This is a genomic window from Shewanella sp. MM_2022_3 (assembly GCF_022557375.1).
GTDB lineage: Bacteria > Pseudomonadota > Gammaproteobacteria > Enterobacterales > Shewanellaceae > Shewanella > Shewanella xiamenensis.
This window is the reverse complement of record NZ_JAKZGV010000016.1, coordinates 63,949-81,189: the sequence shown is the minus strand read 5'-3', so window position 1 is coordinate 81,189 and position 17,241 is coordinate 63,949. Positions and strand designations below refer to the sequence as shown.

Annotated in this window: 12 protein-coding genes; 3 read left to right on the top strand and 9 right to left on the bottom strand. The window is 46.5% G+C overall.

What is annotated here, in order from left to right:
• Positions 1-162: 162 nt before the first annotated feature.
• Positions 163-2,460: an OmcA/MtrC family decaheme c-type cytochrome gene (locus MMG82_RS10955; RefSeq protein WP_047539196.1), complete on the top strand. Its 2,298-nt coding sequence runs from the start codon at positions 163-165 to the stop codon at positions 2,458-2,460.
• Positions 2,461-2,552: 92 nt separating this feature from the next.
• On the opposite strand, the gene MMG82_RS10950 is transcribed toward MMG82_RS10955, so the two are convergent.
• From MMG82_RS10950 to MMG82_RS10915, 8 genes are all read right to left on the bottom strand, one after another.
• Entirely contained in the window at positions 2,553-3,248 is a 696-nt protein-coding gene (locus MMG82_RS10950) for a DUF2982 domain-containing protein (protein ID WP_037416799.1), read from the bottom strand.
• A 4-nt stretch (positions 3,249-3,252) separates the two neighbouring features.
• The gene (locus MMG82_RS10945; protein ID WP_224020787.1) at positions 3,253-3,987 is read right to left on the bottom strand and encodes a YdcF family protein; all 735 of its coding nucleotides are present in this window, start codon (positions 3,985-3,987) and stop codon (positions 3,253-3,255) included.
• Between the two features lie 107 nt (positions 3,988-4,094).
• Positions 4,095-5,015, bottom strand: coding sequence for a fructokinase (mak, locus tag MMG82_RS10940; protein ID WP_047539202.1), 921 nt, complete (start codon positions 5,013-5,015; stop codon positions 4,095-4,097).
• Between the two features lie 62 nt (positions 5,016-5,077).
• Positions 5,078-5,884 (bottom strand): 3'(2'),5'-bisphosphate nucleotidase CysQ, encoded by an 807-nt coding sequence (gene cysQ / locus MMG82_RS10935; RefSeq protein ID WP_037430860.1) that lies wholly within the window; start codon positions 5,882-5,884, stop codon positions 5,078-5,080.
• Between the two features lie 299 nt (positions 5,885-6,183).
• Complete coding sequence (gene rfbD / locus MMG82_RS10930; protein ID WP_241406846.1) at positions 6,184-7,170, bottom strand: dTDP-4-dehydrorhamnose reductase; 987 nt, start codon at positions 7,168-7,170, stop codon at positions 6,184-6,186.
• Between the two features lie 17 nt (positions 7,171-7,187).
• Positions 7,188-7,946: a phosphatase gene (locus MMG82_RS10925; RefSeq protein WP_037416787.1), complete on the bottom strand. Its 759-nt coding sequence runs from the start codon at positions 7,944-7,946 to the stop codon at positions 7,188-7,190.
• A 121-nt stretch (positions 7,947-8,067) separates the two neighbouring features.
• Positions 8,068-11,358, bottom strand: coding sequence for an SNF2-related protein (locus MMG82_RS10920; protein ID WP_241406845.1), 3,291 nt, complete (start codon positions 11,356-11,358; stop codon positions 8,068-8,070).
• A 191-nt stretch (positions 11,359-11,549) separates the two neighbouring features.
• The gene (locus tag MMG82_RS10915) at positions 11,550-13,373 is read right to left on the bottom strand and encodes a DUF885 domain-containing protein (RefSeq protein ID WP_047534669.1); all 1,824 of its coding nucleotides are present in this window, start codon (positions 13,371-13,373) and stop codon (positions 11,550-11,552) included.
• A 526-nt stretch (positions 13,374-13,899) separates the two neighbouring features.
• Between MMG82_RS10915 and MMG82_RS10910 the strand changes: the two genes are divergently transcribed.
• Complete coding sequence (locus MMG82_RS10910) at positions 13,900-14,109, top strand: cold-shock protein (RefSeq protein WP_011071803.1); 210 nt, start codon at positions 13,900-13,902, stop codon at positions 14,107-14,109.
• 115 nt (positions 14,110-14,224) lie between these two features.
• Here MMG82_RS10910 and MMG82_RS10905 read toward each other — a convergent pair whose 3' ends face one another.
• Positions 14,225-16,171: a monovalent cation:proton antiporter family protein gene (locus MMG82_RS10905; RefSeq protein ID WP_055646667.1), complete on the bottom strand. Its 1,947-nt coding sequence runs from the start codon at positions 16,169-16,171 to the stop codon at positions 14,225-14,227.
• Between the two features lie 171 nt (positions 16,172-16,342).
• Between MMG82_RS10905 and MMG82_RS10900 the strand changes: the two genes are divergently transcribed.
• Positions 16,343-17,233 carry a GGDEF domain-containing protein gene (locus tag MMG82_RS10900; RefSeq protein WP_241406849.1) on the top strand — a complete coding sequence of 297 codons (891 nt, stop codon included), beginning with the start codon at positions 16,343-16,345 and terminating at the stop codon, positions 17,231-17,233.
• The last annotated feature ends 8 nt before the right edge of the window (positions 17,234-17,241 follow it).

Below are 17,241 nucleotides of genomic sequence, written 5' to 3'. Positions count from 1 at the left end.
ATTAGAAATATTTAATTTCATATTTTAGAATTTCCATTTTGATGTGTTAAATCACTGTTCACATATCAGATACAAACTTGCAAATACCCCTTTATAAGTAGATTGTTCGACCTATAGTAGAGTCACTGCACACGCAGTCTTATAGAAAGAAAAAGGGACGCGATGATGAAAAACTACAATAAATCTCTACTGGCACTAGCTCTCACTAGTGCCTTGTGTTTAACCGCCTGCGGGGACGGAGAAGACGGGCAAGATGGTGCACCCGGCACGCCCGGAACACCAGGTACCCCTGGAACACCGGGCACGCCTGGTACACCAGGGTTACCCGCTGGTTCTTTTGCTAAAACCGCAGAATCTATAACCGATCTGAAATTTACTCTTAGCCCAGCTGATATCAAAGTCACCAGCAGCGAAGGTTTCAGTGTTAAGTTCAGCTTAACCGGAAAGAGCGCAGGCAAAGATGTTCCTTTTATGGGACTCGATAAAATTGCGATCTACTCTTTAACGGCAAATGACAATACGTCAGGCACTGGTGCGCCAATTCAATGGCAAAACAATGCTACGGCAAACAAAGCGGGTAGCTCATTAACTTGTACTCTAAACGGCCTTAACGGTACTAAGAATGCTTGTAAATTAACTGAAGATACTGCAAACCCTGGTACATACACTGCCACTTGGACTTACGATGGTGCTGCACCGATCATTAATCCGAATGATAACCCTAATGCAGTACACAGAGTATTTTTACGCGCATACAATATCGCCAATAGCCAAGGCGTTGCCTTAGCAGATAAAGTACTTTCAGTACCTGTTGATTTTATCCCAGCGACCGATGAGTTAGCCGCATCAGGCAAAGACACAGTATCGAGTGCAGCATGTAAAAACTGTCACGGTGAAACTGATGGCCATATCGCTAAGATCGAAGCTCACCATAATTATCAAGACGTTAAAAACTGCGTAACTTGCCATAACCCAGATCTAGTACCCAGCGATGCACAACTTGCTGAAGGTTGGGTCTTTGATTTTGCTCCAATGATCCACCGTATCCATGCCGGTGAACATAATGCAGCGTATCTGTCTGGTGAAGCCAAAGAATACTTTGGTGAAATTGGTTTCCCATCTGACTTGAAAGAATGTAAATCCTGTCACGATGGTGCACCAAGTTATAACACCAATATCTACGCTAAGGCTTGCGTGGGCTGCCATATCAATGTCAACTTCGCAACTGGTGAAAACCACTCAGAATTTGGTTTAGCTCAAGCCGACGACACTCAATGTAAATCTTGTCACGGTAGTGGTAGCCTAACACCTGAAGCTGTTCATAGTGTTGGTAAACGCGCTGAATACGCCAACTTATTTAAAGTGGACTTTACAAGTGCAGCAGTTGCACCGTCAGCCACCTTAGGTATGAAAACATTAACCATCAAGGCTAATGTGACCATCAATGGTACACCCATTGCCGATGGAACAAGCCTTGCAACCTATAATGCGACCACTAATCCAACAGGAAAGTTAGTTGCTAACGGTTTATTGCTGGGTAATGTTGCTACCGATGGTACTGTTTATGCGTGGCGAGATGTTAAACCTACAGCTATCAGCTTAAACCTTGCAAGTGGTACGCTTTCTGGTGGTGTATTGACTTTTGTTAAAGATATTCCAGATGCACAAGCAGTTGGAACTATGTATGTCAGTTCAGAAGCTAACGTTTGTATCAAGGCTGGTGCAGTAGCAAGCTGTAATGCAACAGGACTTGAATTTGGGCCAACTAACCCAATTGGCAACAGCTCTCCTGTTAAATTCTTCAGCTTAGATGGTAGCGCAGTCAGCACTGCTCGTATGTCTGACCCAACTCGTATCACTGTTGAAGAAGCCAAATGTAATGCCTGTCACGGTACCTTAGACTATGTTAAAGGAACAAGACACGGTACTTACACCTTCACTCAATGTATGAACTGTCATAACGATACAACGGGTGCTTCAGGTCACAAAACGGTTGTTTACAAAGGCGCTGATGGAAGCAAAGTAGTGAATCCAGACGTCACCTTCAACAACAAAGACCTATTCACCGTTGCCCACCGTTTCCACAGTGGTAACTTTGACTCTATCACAGGCATCTTCCGTGACGATAAAGGTGAATTGCTCGGTTACCCATCACCAGAAACAGCATGTTCTGCATGTCATAAAGACGGCGCTAAACTGTTTGCAACTGACGGTGGTTTGACTTCTGAAAAACGCTCTATCAAAGTGGGTAGCTACTATATTAGCCCAGTAGCTGAATCATGCCGCAGCTGTCACGCTCACTCAGATGCAGCAGCAGTAGCTCACTTTAGAAGTAACGGTGCGATTGTAGAAGCGGATGCAGTGACTGATCCTAACCTACCAGTAGAATCATGCGCGACCTGCCATGCTGAAGGTAAAACTTATGGCATAGATAAGGTACACGCAGAGGTAGCACACTAGTACTAGTACCTTTGGGTTGCCCCCTGCACAACCCAAACTTCCTCTCTGCAACTTATTGGGGCCCCATCGGGGCCCCTTTTTTATCAGTAGTGTTAATTTGTTGTAGCATCGATTTGCGTCGAACTCTGCGCGATGCGTTGCCTTAACAGTTTAATAAATTCCCGCGGCTCACGATCTAAACTGTCATGGGGAATATAAAGATGATAGCCAAGGTGAGTGTTGAGCATCACGCAGCGATGTCCAAACATCGCCAATACGCCGCGGTATCTGTCACCATCAACCACCAAAGGGCTAAATTCAGCACCAAGATAAGTTTCTAAGGTCGCTAAATCTTCTTGCTGTGATGCGGCGGTAACCAGTAATGGTCGCTGCTCAGTCAATAATCCCGCTGCAAGCCGTAATGAAATATTATCGAGTATCGGATTTAACTGCTTTAGCTTAATACCAATATAGGAAAGCTCAATAGTATCAACTCCCTGAGTCACCCTTGGAATGTCAACCCGCTGAATATTATCCCAGTTTATCGACACTTTGCCGCGGCGATGAAAATAAGTCAGCCCCTGCTCATCCATAGTCAATGTGGTGTCAGGCTCGAAAACCTTTGCAAGGCCCAATATCAATGCGATCGCACCCAAGCTGAAAAACACTAAGCCCACTGCAAATAGCTCAGGTAGTATCACAAACAAGCCAAAGCCCAATACAAAGGCACAGGCACCTACAATAGTTAAAGTCAAACCATTACGTTTAGAGAGTGGACGAACCGAGACAATATCAGACTCTAAGGCCATATTTTTATTCCTGTTTTACCCAAAGCCATAAACGGCCAATGTATTCATGTAGCGCACGTTGCGAGGCGAGTAAGTTATCCGCAGTAAAACGCCAATAAAAATCGTCTCTGGCCCTAAAATCCGTCGGCGCCGCACTTGCGGTTAATCCTTTACCACTAAAAATGGCCATCGCCCGTGGCATATGGGAGGCCGAGGTGACTAATCGCACAGGCTGATTGCCAAAGCGCTCTTTAAAATAGTGCGCTTCTTCAAGGGTGTCGCGCGCGAGCGGAAATTCAATAATACGTGACGCATCGATGCCAAGTTCAACCGCAGCCTTGGCCATGACTTCAGCGTGGGGATGTTGGGTTAGCTCGCCGCCCCAACCACTAACGACTAAACTACAATCTTGACCTAACTTAAGCTGCCGAAGCCCTTCCGTTAATCTTGCCAATGCCACAGCCGATAAGGACTGTACCGCCGTAGCACCTTCAATATCCGAGTGAGCAGAACCCAGCACCATCACCACACAGGTATCCGCAATGGGAGTGGAATTAATGGGATATTGGGTCTCAAGCGGTTTCACGAGATAATCGACACTAAATTGACTGCTTAATAACAGTAGAAGGGTAAAAGCACCGCCAATCGCCCATTTTGCTAACCGCGGTTTGCGCCAAATCAACAAAGATAGCAGCAATAACAACAGGATAAATGGAACAGGCATAATTGCCTGAGAGACAACTTTCTTAATCCAAAACATGCGCTAGCGCCCAATAATCCAAAGGAGCGCAATCATAACATCAAAAGAAAGCAAAACGCATCGCCGAGGCGATGCGTTGTCACGAGTGAAAACTTAAGATTACTGGGTTATTTTTCCCATAACCAAGCGGCGCCGCGCACGCCCGAAGAACAACCATAAAGATTCTGTACAACCGGTGTTCGGCATTCGCGCCCTACAACATAATGGCTTAATAATGCAGGTAATCTTGGGTAAATAGCCTCAACATTCGACATGCCGCCACCTAACACAATCGCATCAGGATCAAGTAGATTAATCACATGAGCCAGTGAGCGCGCGAGTCTATCCATGTAACGGTCAAAGGCTGCTATGGCAATCTCATCACCTTCATCGACTAAAGTCATGATCTCTGAACCAGATTTAGCGGGCACACGTTGGACGCTTGCTGCACGACTGAGCGCCTCATTGTAATCACGAACAAAGCCAGTGCCTGAAATAAAGGTTTCGATACAATCAGGATTACCGCAAAAACAACGGGTAGTATTAAACTCCTCCTTGGTCATCCACGGCAGCGGATTATGGCCCCATTCGCCACCAATGCCATTACCACCCGCATGCACTTTACCGTTAATGGCCACACCCGCGCCGCAGCCCGTGCCAATGATCACTCCAAACACCACAGATTTACCCGCAGCAGCACCATCGACTGCTTCAGATACCGCAAAACAGTTGGCATCGTTAGCAACCCGCACTTCACGGCCGAGCAGCTCCCCTAAATGCACATCCAAGGGATGACCGTTGATCCAAGTCGAGTTGGCATTTTTGACTAATCCTGAATAGGGAGAAATCACACCAGGGATCCCCACGCCAACAGAGCCTTTTTCACCTAAGGTCGCTTCAGCCTCATTAACTAAATCGACGATCGCGTTAAGCGTGCCCTGATAATCCCGAGGGGTATTGATACGCTTACGAAAAACCTCATTTCCTTCGTCATTTAAGGCGACGAGTTCTATTTTTGTGCCGCCTAAATCGATGCCCATGCGTATCATGAATAAGCTTCTCCGCTATTGTTCTGCCAAGGAGTCCGCGCAGACTCGCTTGTGATTGCTCGTTATTTTGCCCAGCCAGGCGCTGTGGCAATAAAATAAGGGTTTAATATGTCAGGTTTTTGATTGTAGGTTAAGGGTAAACCTGAGTCATAACACACGACTTTACCGCCTGCGCTTTCAAGTACCGCCTGCGCTGCCGCAGTGTCCCATTCGCTGGTAGGCCCCAATCTTGGATAGAGATCGGCCTTACCTTCTGCCAGCATACAAAACTTCAGCGAGCTTCCTACGCTTAACATTTCATGCTGGCCAATATTGTTCAAATAATCAGCCACATCTGGGCTTAAGTGTGAACGACTGCCCACCACTATCGGCACCTGTCTTGGCATCTTACAGCCCTGAAGCGGCTGTTCTTGCTGTCCATCCTGTCGCCAAGCACCTAAGTGTTTCGCCCCATAATAAGTCGTGTTCAACACTGGAGCATAAACCACACCTGCAATAGCTTCGCCTTGATGGATAAGCGCAATATTGACGGTAAACTCGCCATTTCGCTTAATAAATTCCTTCGTGCCATCTAAAGGATCGATAAGCCAGTAGGTCTGCCATTGCTCACGCTCATCCCAAGGAATATCGGCGGCCTCTTCTGACATCACAGCAATGCCCGCAAATTGCTCAGCTAATTGACTGACAATCACCCTATGAGCCGCAAGATCGGCAGCAGTGACAGGACTCTCATCACTCTTTTGTGTAACAGCAATATGCTCTTGGGCGTAAATCGCCATAATGGCATCACCTGCCGCATGGGCTATATTCACTAGCCGCAACAAGTCCGCTTTAGAAAAATGCAGCGCAATTGTGGTGTTATCGGTCACTTAGTCGTCCTTTATTCAATCAGCTTTGCGGCATTATGCCATCGGCAGCCATTGAGAATTAAGAACAAATTCGTCATAAATCAAGCAAAATTGACTAAGCGGGCTTAAACACCAAAGCTTAAGTCCTAAGCATCAGGCTTTAATTTTAAATAAGTCGAGTCTAAGGCAAGCAAGATACGCTGAAAAGAGTCATTCCCTAGGCTGCATTCGTATTCACCGCCTTGAAAATAAACCACTAGGAGTGGAATACTGGCAAAGGCAATCCGCTTGCCTGTGAGTAACAAAAAAACGGCATCAGTTTAGGATTTTTCGCCTTGTGTTATAAAAGCATTAAGCATGCAGTTAAGTTGCACTCGCCAATCCTGCCAAACTTCAGGACATTGCATAGCCACAAGATGGTGCTTATCCAGCGTCTGTCGCAGTTTATCGCTATTAAGCGCGCTGTAACTCGGCCTTTGTGCCAGTACATTGCCTTTCTCAAGCGCTTTGGCGGCATAACTGAGGCTATCAATGGCAATGATGGGCACGGCTTTCTTTAATAACTTCAGAGCCAACGCTTGCTGCTGAATTTCGAGGGCAAATTCATACCAACTGCATTGCCCCTGCCCTGAATAATGAAATAGCCCCGCCTCACCCGTTAGCATCAGTTGCCAGATAAGCAACGCGAGGGCATCGACCCACGTAGGTGAGCCGATTTGATCGTTTATCACTGAGAGCGACTGAGCATCGGGCGTGGCGGCCATCAACCTCAGCATAGTTTTCACAAAATTATGCCCATCGACACCGTAAAGCCATGCGGTACGGATAACAATCGCGCGCTCACCCAAGATACGCAGCACCGCTTGCTCTCCGGCAAGCTTACTCTTGCCATAAACGGATAATGGCGAAGGTGTCACCGTTTCACTTAAGGCATTGGCCTCAACGCCCGCAAGCAGGCCGCTAAAAACATAATCACTGGAAATATGTACTAACCGCGCGCCCGTGAGCGCACATTCGGTTGCCAATAATTCTGGGCCGTGGCTATTGACGCGATAAGCCTCATCCACCGCCGTCTCAGCCTTATCGACCGCATTATAGGCCGCGCAGTTAATCACCCAGTCGGGTTTCACCTGCGCAAACACCTCAGCCACGCGGTATTTATCGCTGATATCTAACGCAGCATGCGTAAGCGGATGGAGATTCAATGCTAATCCACCATTGAGATGCGTTCGGATTAATGCTTTCGCCAGCTGGCTGTGCGCGCCAGTTAAGAGCACTGTTGGTCGCGCGGGAGTGACATCCTGCATTGATTGACTCAAGCGCCTCAAATTGCTTCATCGCGAAAGTGCGGTATAAAATCAGCAACAGTTTGATGCCCCCGCAGAGTCAAAAAGTCTAACAGCGCCATGGGCGAGCGATTAAGCAGCTTATCCTTTGGATAATCAACCGCATCGATAATGCTTAAGGCGCGATCAAATCCACCAAGGCTAAATGCCACATGGGAATCAGACCCCATGACTAAGGTTGCACCTAACGCTTTAGCTGCCTTGGCTATCGCGGTGCAGTTTGCTTCACTGCCCTTGCGAGACACTTCAAAGGAGGAATTATTAATTTCAAGTGCTACACCATATTCTGCTGCGGCAGTGACGACTGCTTCAATATCAATGGGATATGCGGGGTTTCCTGGGTGAGTAATAATATCGACCTTGCCACTTTTAATCGTATTAATCATCGCCTCGGTATGGGTGGCCTTATCCGAGGGCGCAAACACGGGTTCATGGAATCCAGCCAAGACGATATCGAGCTGCGACAGATAATCGCCAAAGTAATCGATTTCACCGTCGCGATTTTTAATATTGGCTTCAATGCCGCGTAAAATGCCGACGCCATCGACCATGCGCGGCAATACCCGTAAATTCACAAAATGCCAAAAATGCGGCGCATCCGCCATGGCCGGGCCATGATCTGTCGTCGCAAACAGGCGGAGCCCCTTTTGTTTTGCCACCGCAAGATAATCATGGATAGTGCTATAGGCATGGGAGGATGCCACGGTATGGGTATGGGTATCGACTGGGTACTGCATGGGTCACCTCTGTCTTTTAACTCGCATTTTAAAAAGAATTTTTAAACATCAATCTGTTAACGCTCGGCTTGTACAAGAGTCGCCAAGTCAACAACCACAGGCAGTGATATGCAACAATGCCTTAGTGGAATAAAGAGAGCAGTTCATCGGCGCTACCTTGCCATGCGCCACTGCCCTTACCTTCAAGAATACTATCGGCTAAACCTTGTTTATGCTGCTGCATCTCTTGGATTTTTTCTTCCACCGTCCCCTCGGCGATAAGCTTATAGACAAACACCGGATTTTCTTGGCCAATACGGTGTGCTCTGTCAGTGGCTTGCCTTTCGGCCGCAGGATTCCACCAAGGATCGTAATGGATAACCGTATCGGCAGCGGTCAAATTAAGCCCGGTTCCGCCCGCCTTTAAACTAATTAAAAACACTGGCGTATCGCCTTCTTGGAATTGATCAATCTGCCCCTGACGCAGCCGAGTTTGCCCAGTCAGTTTGCTGTAGTCGATCTCTAAGGATTGCAGCAATTCTTCAATCAAAATCAGCATGCTAGTAAATTGGCTGAAGATTAAAATTTTGCGTCCTTCCTGCACCATTTCCGGCAAGTTTTGGCTAAGCCAGTTAAGCTTGGCGTTATTTTTAACTTTTTGTGCCTGTTCGAGTTTTACTAATCGCGGATCGCAGCAGGCTTGGCGCAATTTGAGCAGCGCGTCTAAAAACTCGATATGGCTGCCCGCCACGCCTTGGCTTGCAAACAATTCTCGAATTTTTTTCTCCATACTTAAGCGAATACTCTCGTACAGATTGCGTTGATCTTTCTCAAGCTCAAGGGTTTGATAAATTTCGGTTTTAGGCGGAAGCTCAGTCACTACCTCCGTCTTAGTTCGTCTGAGCACAAAGGGCGCAATGCGTTGACTCAACACTTTTGCCTGCTCGCTATCGCCGTAACGCTCAATCCGATAACGAAATGCCTTATTAAAATAAGCCGTTGTCCCAAGGAGTCCTGGCAAACAAAAATCCATTAAGGATTTGAGTTCACCTAAATGATTTTCAAGGGGCGTCCCCGTAAGGCAGAGTTTAAAAGGCGCCTGCAGCGCTTTAATCATCTGACTGACTTTAGCTTGAGCATTTTTAATCTGCTGTGCTTCATCAAGCACTATGTGCTCAAAAGGTTGTGCTTGGTAAAAATCGTTATCCCTCACCATTAACGGATAGGTAGTAACAACCACATCAAACTCACTTAACCGTGCCAAAAGCGGCCCGCGCTGTGCGCCATGGATCACCGCCAGTGTTAACGAAGGCGCAAATTTTGCCGCCTCCTTTGCCCAGTTTCCGACCAAACTGGTGGGGCAAATAATTAAACTGGGTAGATGAGGGGCTGCCGCGGATTTAAGCTGTTTTTGCTTCAACAGGAATGCCAAAGTTTGAATGGTTTTACCCAATCCCATATCGTCGGCTAAAATGCCACCTAGCTGATATTCCTTTAAAAAACATAACCAATTTAAGCCCTGTTGCTGATAGGGACGCAGCTCTGCCTGTAATTGGGTTGGCGCAGTAACCGCAACAACACCGGTAAATTGTTCTAATTTGGCAGCAAGTTGTCGCACCCGCTCACCATTGAGCAAGTTGATATCACTCTGGGCTAACTCATTGAGTAAATGTGCCCGATATTTAGGTAAGGCGATACTGTTGCCGCGATGCTGTTCAAACAGCTCTAAAATAATGCTCATCAAGGGTTTGATAACACTGGCTTTAATTTTAAGCCACTCACCATTTGGGCTTGGTAGCAATAGCTCTGCATCATCGGCGGGCTCACCATGTTGTTTAAGCCAAGTGGCCACCAGCGGCAACATGGGTAACCGCTGCCCATTGATATCCGCATGCAAAGACAGGGAAAACCAGCCCTCTTTACTGTCATCCAGCTCAACGGTTAACGGCGTGTCGACTACCTTAAGGCTAAACTCGGGCGCCAATAACACCTCAATACCTTGGGCTTGTAATCTTGGCACGTCTTCCTCGATAAAGTGCAGCCACTCCCGAATCGCCTCGGGCAACGCACCTAAGCGCCAGTGGCTGGCTAAACTGCTAAGATCAAATACAAAACGAGTAAATCCAAGCGTTTGCAGAGCCTCAACCGCCGCTTGCTCTTCGTCCAAAGCACGGTTAATTTGATAGGTCGTTCCGCCTTGGGTCACAAGGGTTAAGGCTTCTTTAGCTGCATTACCACTCAAAACGACATCACCGTAGATAAATGACAAGGTCACATAGGGCTGGCTGATAGTAATAGCTTGAGCATGCGGCGTTGTTGTCTTGAGTTGGGTCGTATTAGGCAGGATCGTATTAGGCAGAGTAGCATTGGCCTGAGTCGATGCCGCCGAAAGCATATTCAGGCTCAACCGAACCCGAAGTTTATCCCGTAATTCGACAAAATTGATGGCACTTGGTAGCGGCACTGTACGCGCTGAAAAATGTTTAATCAGTTTATGACTCACCACCTCAACCTGCGTGCGAGGCACGGGTGGCATTTGGCTGAGTAGGCGCAATTTTTCAATACTGATATCAGTGTCGATAAGACCAATTTGAAAGTAATCGAGTTCGATATAATACGCAGGCTCGGTTGGCACAAGCTCCCAATTATCTCGCTTGGGCAAAACAAGGCGCATTTGCTTGTGTTCACTATCAATATCCTGCCAAATAAACTGTGGCGTAATGGCATCGCCCGCGGTCAATGCGAGGCGACTTTCCTCCCAAAAACAACGTTCGGTCGCGAGCATTTTCTCAAGCGCAACCGCACCTAACTGCGCCTTAAGATAGAGCCGCGATGCACCATGGCGCCTCGTAGACATTATCAGATTGATGATCAGCACATCCTCGGCACCAATCCATGCAGGCATATAATATTGCACATCCGAGAGTGCAATTTTGGAACCCTTGTTATAACCGCCCTTCTTCCCAAGCTTGCCGCGCCTAAGCTCGATAAACACTCCATTATCGTCCTTTGAGAGGATATACAGCACCCGATCATCGTAGAGGGACTCAACATCATTCAAACGAGGATCATCGGCATCATCGAGTAGATGTAACCATTGGGCGATTCGTTGATCCTCAACCGTTTTATCAGTGAGCAAGCTATACAGTACCGCAGCCATATGCTTGCAATGTCCCGTGGCGGGACAAGAGCAAAAACCGTTCATGATGAGCTTATGATTGACGCTGACTAAACGTATATCCTGACGATAGGGCGAGGTTTCACTGCCCGCTACCGAGCCTTCAATATGGCGAAAATCGGCATTGGCTTTTGCACTTAACACCTTCCCCTGCATCACATAATCACGGGCACGCATCAAGGTCGGCGGCGTGAATAAGGACTCAATTGCCGTTTGAGTCAATTGAATGGGCTCTTGGGGGGGAAAGCGATTCATCAGCAAAACCTTGAAACTCAAAAATACCTTTACGGACAATAAACCACGATTGTCAAAGGCATTTATCAACGTGTAAGGGGGAATTGTATTGAAACCGGATGGGGAAAGCCAGAAGACGAATCACTTACGTGAGCGGGATATATCCCCGCAGACCATTCCTGCGGGGATGTGCCAACTAAAGTAACCTCAACTTAGGCTTGACGACGCTTATCAGCAATATAGCGATCAACCAATTTTTCTAAAATATCTAAGGGAACAGCGCCATTTTTAAGCAGCACATCGTGAAAATCGCGCAAATCAAATTTGTCCCCAAGAGCTTGTTTGGCTTTTTCCCGCAGTTCGAGGATCTTCATCATCCCCACCTTATAGGCTGTCGCTTGGCCAGGCATCACAATATAACGCTCAATTTCAGCAGTCACATCGCGATCTGACATTCCAGTATTTTTCTTCATATAGTCAATGGCTTGTTCCCTCGTCCAACGACTATGGTGAATACCTGTATCAACAACAAGGCGCACAGCTCTAAACAACTCCGCCTGCAAACGACCAATATTATCGAAGGGATCTTGTTGGAAACCGAGCTCCCAAGCTAAACGCTCACTATAAAGTGCCCAGCCTTCAATATAAGCGGTAAAAGGTGCCATCTTACGAATAAGTGGTTGCCCTTCAAGTTCCATTGCAACTGCAACCTGAAAATGATGTCCGGGGATCCCCTCATGGTAGGCTAAGGTACGCATACCGTATTTAGGTGTTGCTTTGATATCAAAGAGGTTGGCATAAAAACGTCCTGGGCGGCTGCCGTCAATCGCCGGTTGCTGATAATAAGCGCCAGGAGCCGTTTTCTCTTTAAATTCAGGAATACGCACCACTTCCATTCCCGCCTTTGGACGGATACGAAATGCGTTATCGAGTCCGGCATTGATCTCGTCGAGGATTTTTTGATAATCCACTAGGATCTGCGCTCTGCCAGCATCGGTGTCTTCATAGTAAAATTTAGGATCGGCGGCCAAGGCCTCAATCGCTACCGAAAATCCTTGGCTTGTATCGTACCCTTGTGCTGACAAGATGGTCATGATTTCACCTTGGATACGGCTCACCTCGGCCAATCCTTTAGCATGGATCTCATCGGCGGTGTAATTTGTCGTAGTAAAGAACTTCAACAGCTGTTCATAGGCGACATTCCCATTAGGCAAAGCCCAATAACCATCATCCGTGCCTGCTTTAGTCTGTAACTCAGTAAAATAATCAATGAAGAGTCGATACGCTGGCTGCACGTAAGCTTCAATATTGGTTTTTGCGGTGGCAAGCAAACGCGCCTGTTCATCGCTGCTAATCTGAGTTTCTGCTAATTTGGTTTTAAAGGAGCTGTAGAGAATATTGTCTTCAACTGGCGCACTGATAAAGTCATTCATTTCAGTAAGCACCCGCTCAATCACAAACTTAGGCGGAATAATGCCCTTAGCTTCTCGAAGTTTGAGCCCTTCTAAGGTTTGTCCAAACTTAGTCTTCACCGCAATTAAGCGCGAGAGGTAATTTTCAGCATCATCAACCGAATGGATTTGATGCTGCGCCTGCATAAAGCTTGGGTAACCATTTTGCACACCAAACAACTGATTCACCGGATAGTTATGATAGCGATAGGGTTCGGCCGCGAGGGCAAAATCCGCCAGATACAATGCAATATCCTTCGAAATACGCTGATTATCATCGAGATCAGCGTCTTGGTAACTCAGTAATGTGTCCCTTAACGCACGGACTTGAGTAAAGGTTTTGTCCATGGCTTCAGGGCTATCATCGTCGAGCAGGGCGTTATGCCCCGTAATCCCAACAGATTCTAAAAATCCTAAGGATGTTAACGTCTCAGGACTTTCAAAGGCCATTTTTACGACGCTTCTATCTAAAAATGCGCGAAAGAAAAATGGCTTTTTGGCAAACCATTCATGGGCGGCAACTGCCATCAACAATAGCAATATGGCTAAAATGCCAAGCCCAATGCGTTTTAATACTGTTTTCAATATTGATGCTCCACAGGTCATTATTGTCAAAGTTCGATGGGAAAACTTCCCAATACGGAAAACAATACCACCACCACAAATAAGCAACAATTTAATAACGTAACGAAAAGTGACAAATAAATAAGTCACCTTCTAAAGGTTTAGCACCACTTTTTATAGTGCGAGTAAACTTACAGGAATAATTATTTCAATCTGGCTTCAGTGACACAATCAAACACTATCCATATGAATAAAAACAATAAAAAATTATCCCCATCAAATATTCGAACTAAAAACCCCTAATAGATATGCCCTAGTTAAAAATAAAGCTATACAAAAAGTGGGAGTATGCTATTCTGCGTCCTGGCCTGTGAGTCAGACCTATTTATAAGCAATATTATGTATTTGAAAACCTTCGCTGCACCCGGTATTTGTTTGCTGTCATGAAGCTTTCCACTCATAACTTATCATCAATGTAAATAATTCTATTTCTGGCTAATTTCACGCATTGTTGCGAATTATTTTTTTGAAAATTTTGGAGACATTCATGTCTAAAACTACTGGTGTAGTAAAATGGTTTAACGAAGACAAAGGTTTTGGTTTTATTTCCCCTGATAACGGTGGCGCTGACGCATTCGTTCACTTCCGCGCAATCGTATCTGATGGCTTTAAAACCCTTGCTGAAGGTCAAAAGGTTTCTTACGAAGTCGAACAAGGCCAAAAAGGTCCTCAAGCTGCGAACGTTGTTGTTCTGTAATTAACTTCCCGCAAGGGATTAATTAACAACAAGTTTACAGACAAAATGCCGACTCAGTGTCGGCATTTTTTATTGGTGCGTTTTATCCTATTGATTGATGTTCTCATTAAACCAACTAGCCCTGCAGTAGTTTTGCTTCTGCATTTTCTACTCTTCTCGGTTTGCCGACGATGAGGAGAATATCCCCCGCTCGAAATACCCAATCCGATGCAGGATGCTCAATTTCTTGACCATTACGACGTATAGCCCTCAACTCTACCCGCAGTGATTCCCAATCAATATCCGCCACTTGCTTACCAACGGCATTTGCACCGCGGTGCAGCAGCACTGCATGCAAAGATTCTAAAGTGAAATCCGTCTCTGTACCCGAGAAAAAGCCATGTAAGAATTGATAATGATTACGCCGCTCCGACTCTAACCGCTTGAGGATCCGCGCTAATGGCACTCCGCATTGATGCAAAACCTGCGAAACTAACATCAAACTTCCTTCTAAGGTTTCTGGGATGACTTGATTGGCCCCCGCCTTTTGTAATAAGTCTAACTCGCTATCATCGCGGGTTCTGACCAAAATGTTAGCTTCAGGAGCCAGTTGCCGGCATAAGGGTAAGGCGTCTTCTAAACTGCGGGATTCGCTAAAGGTGATCACTATCATTTTGGCATGCTTAATACCAATCTGTTTGAGAATGGCCCGCTTACACACATCACCAAAGTAAATTGGCTCCCCAGCTCGACGCGCCTCAGAAACCCTTGTGGGATCAAGATCGAGCACCACATAAGGCACGGCTTCGGTCTTTAAAAAACGCGCAATGGTTTGCCCTACGCGCCCATACCCCAAAATCACCACTAAATCATGGTCGTCGCTTATCACAGGAACCACATCGTCTACATGCGCTGACTGGCGGATCCCTAATAACCACTTTGCAATATCCACACTGTGACGCACCAACCAAGGAGCGATACTCATCGATAATACCGCCACCATCACCAGCATCGTACTGATCTCATTACTCAGTAACCCATAGCTAACGGCGAGCGCGAGTACCACAAAACTAAATTCCCCCACCTGCGCCAAGCTTAAAGCCGTGCTAATCGCAATCCTAAAGGGCTCGCCCACTAAACGTAATAATCCATGGATAATAAGTGCCTTACCAAACACAACTGCGAGCAGAACCAATAGAATTTGCCACCAAAACTGAATAACCAATCCAAAATCCAGCATCATGCCGATAGAAATAAAAAACAGCCCCATTAATAGATCGCGAAAGGGGCGAATATCCGCCTCGAGCTGACGACGATATTGACTCTCACCAAGCAGCATCCCCGCCATAAATGCCCCTAAGGCCATCGATAATCCTAACCACTGGGTAAATGCGCCCGTGACCAAGGCGACCACTAATGTTGAAAGAACAAAGAGTTCATTTGAGCGCGACCTTGCCACCTCATCAAACAGCCTGGGTAAAGCCCACTTCCCCAAAGCCATTAAGAAAAAGAAGGCGAGAATCCCCTTGAGTAACGCCCAAGCGATAGAGGCTAACATTAAGGGTTCATCACTCTGTCCGAGTAATGGCAGTAGAATCAGCAGCGGCACTACCGCTAAATCCTGAAATAACAATACACTGACAGATAATTCGCCATGACGACGCCTCAGCCAGCCCTGCTCATTGAGCAGTTTAAGCACTATGGCGGTAGATGAAAGCGCAATTGCAGCGCCGATAACGAGTGATTCAATCCAATTCAACCCACAGGCTAACGCCACTAGCATAGTCAAGACAGTGGTGACGAGCACCTGGGCACTGCCTAAACCAAACACGGTTCTGCGCATCGCCCATAAGCGGGGTACCGAAAACTCGAGCCCTAGGGTAAACATCAACAGTACCACCCCAAGCTCGGCGACAGACTGCATTTGCTGCTGAGTAAACCAATGAAAGCCACTCGGCCCACTGAGTACTCCTGTTAACAAATACGCCAAAATAGCTGGCAAACCGATACGCCTAAGTAGCGCAATCGCAACGATCGCAATGACTAACATCAGCAGAATTTGAATCAAGAAACCATGTTCCATAGACGCACTAGCTCCTGTCAAATTACTGGCATGTTAAAAATTATAACGATGAGCTTTAAGCTTAACTGAGTGACAAGTAAAGACAAATTTAATTGGCAAATATAACGGCACACATATTGCTTAACTAAGGTAACAGTTTTTATCGCCATTTCATTTGCTGGGGTAATCATGATGGACTTTGGCTTAGCGACCACGTTATATCCCGATGAATATAACTATCAAACAGAGGCATATAGCCCGACATCCGCGCCGCTGGATCTCGTGCAAGTTATCCAGCAACTGCATGCTAGTTTAGATCCGCGGACAGTCTTTGCCTGCTACGGCAAAGTGCTGGGACAACATCTGCCGATTCAAGGGGTTCGACTACAATCTGAGCAATATAAATTAAGCTGGGGTAAACGTTATGGGATTAGCCTTAAACGGCAGATCATTTGCGGCGGGACACCAGTTACACTGCAGTATCAACTGTTAACGCCGCTAACGCCCTCACAGAGCATCAGCTTGCAAGAAATAGAGCCGCTTTTGTTACAACCATTGCTGAATGCCATGCAGTACCAAGAAATGTCGATGCAGGCGATGTTTGACTCCCTAACGAGTCTTGGAAATCGTCACTATTACAGCCAAAGCCTGAAAAACGCGGTGGCCAGGGCTCACAGAAAACAGGGAACGGTGTCACTTATTGTGTTGGATTTGGATAATTTTAAGCAGCTTAACGATAAGTATGGTCACAAATGCGGTGACTATATTTTGAAGGAGTTTGGTGACATTATCCGTAGCAGTATCCGTAGTACAGATCAGGCTTTCCGCATCGGCGGCGATGAGTTTGTGGTCATAGTACAAGGTAATATTCATGCCGCGGGTTTACTGTGTGAGCGTATCGTCACTGCAACCAATGCCAATACTAGCTTCCATCAATTTGGCGTGAGCAGTAGCCTTGGGGCGGCTGAGGCGAGCGACACCATGGAAGCCGAACAACTCTATGAGCAGGCTGATAAAACCTTGTATCAAGCCAAAGCCTCGGGGCGTAATTGCTACAAGTTAAGCCCAGCCCAACTGTCTTAATCGAGCAT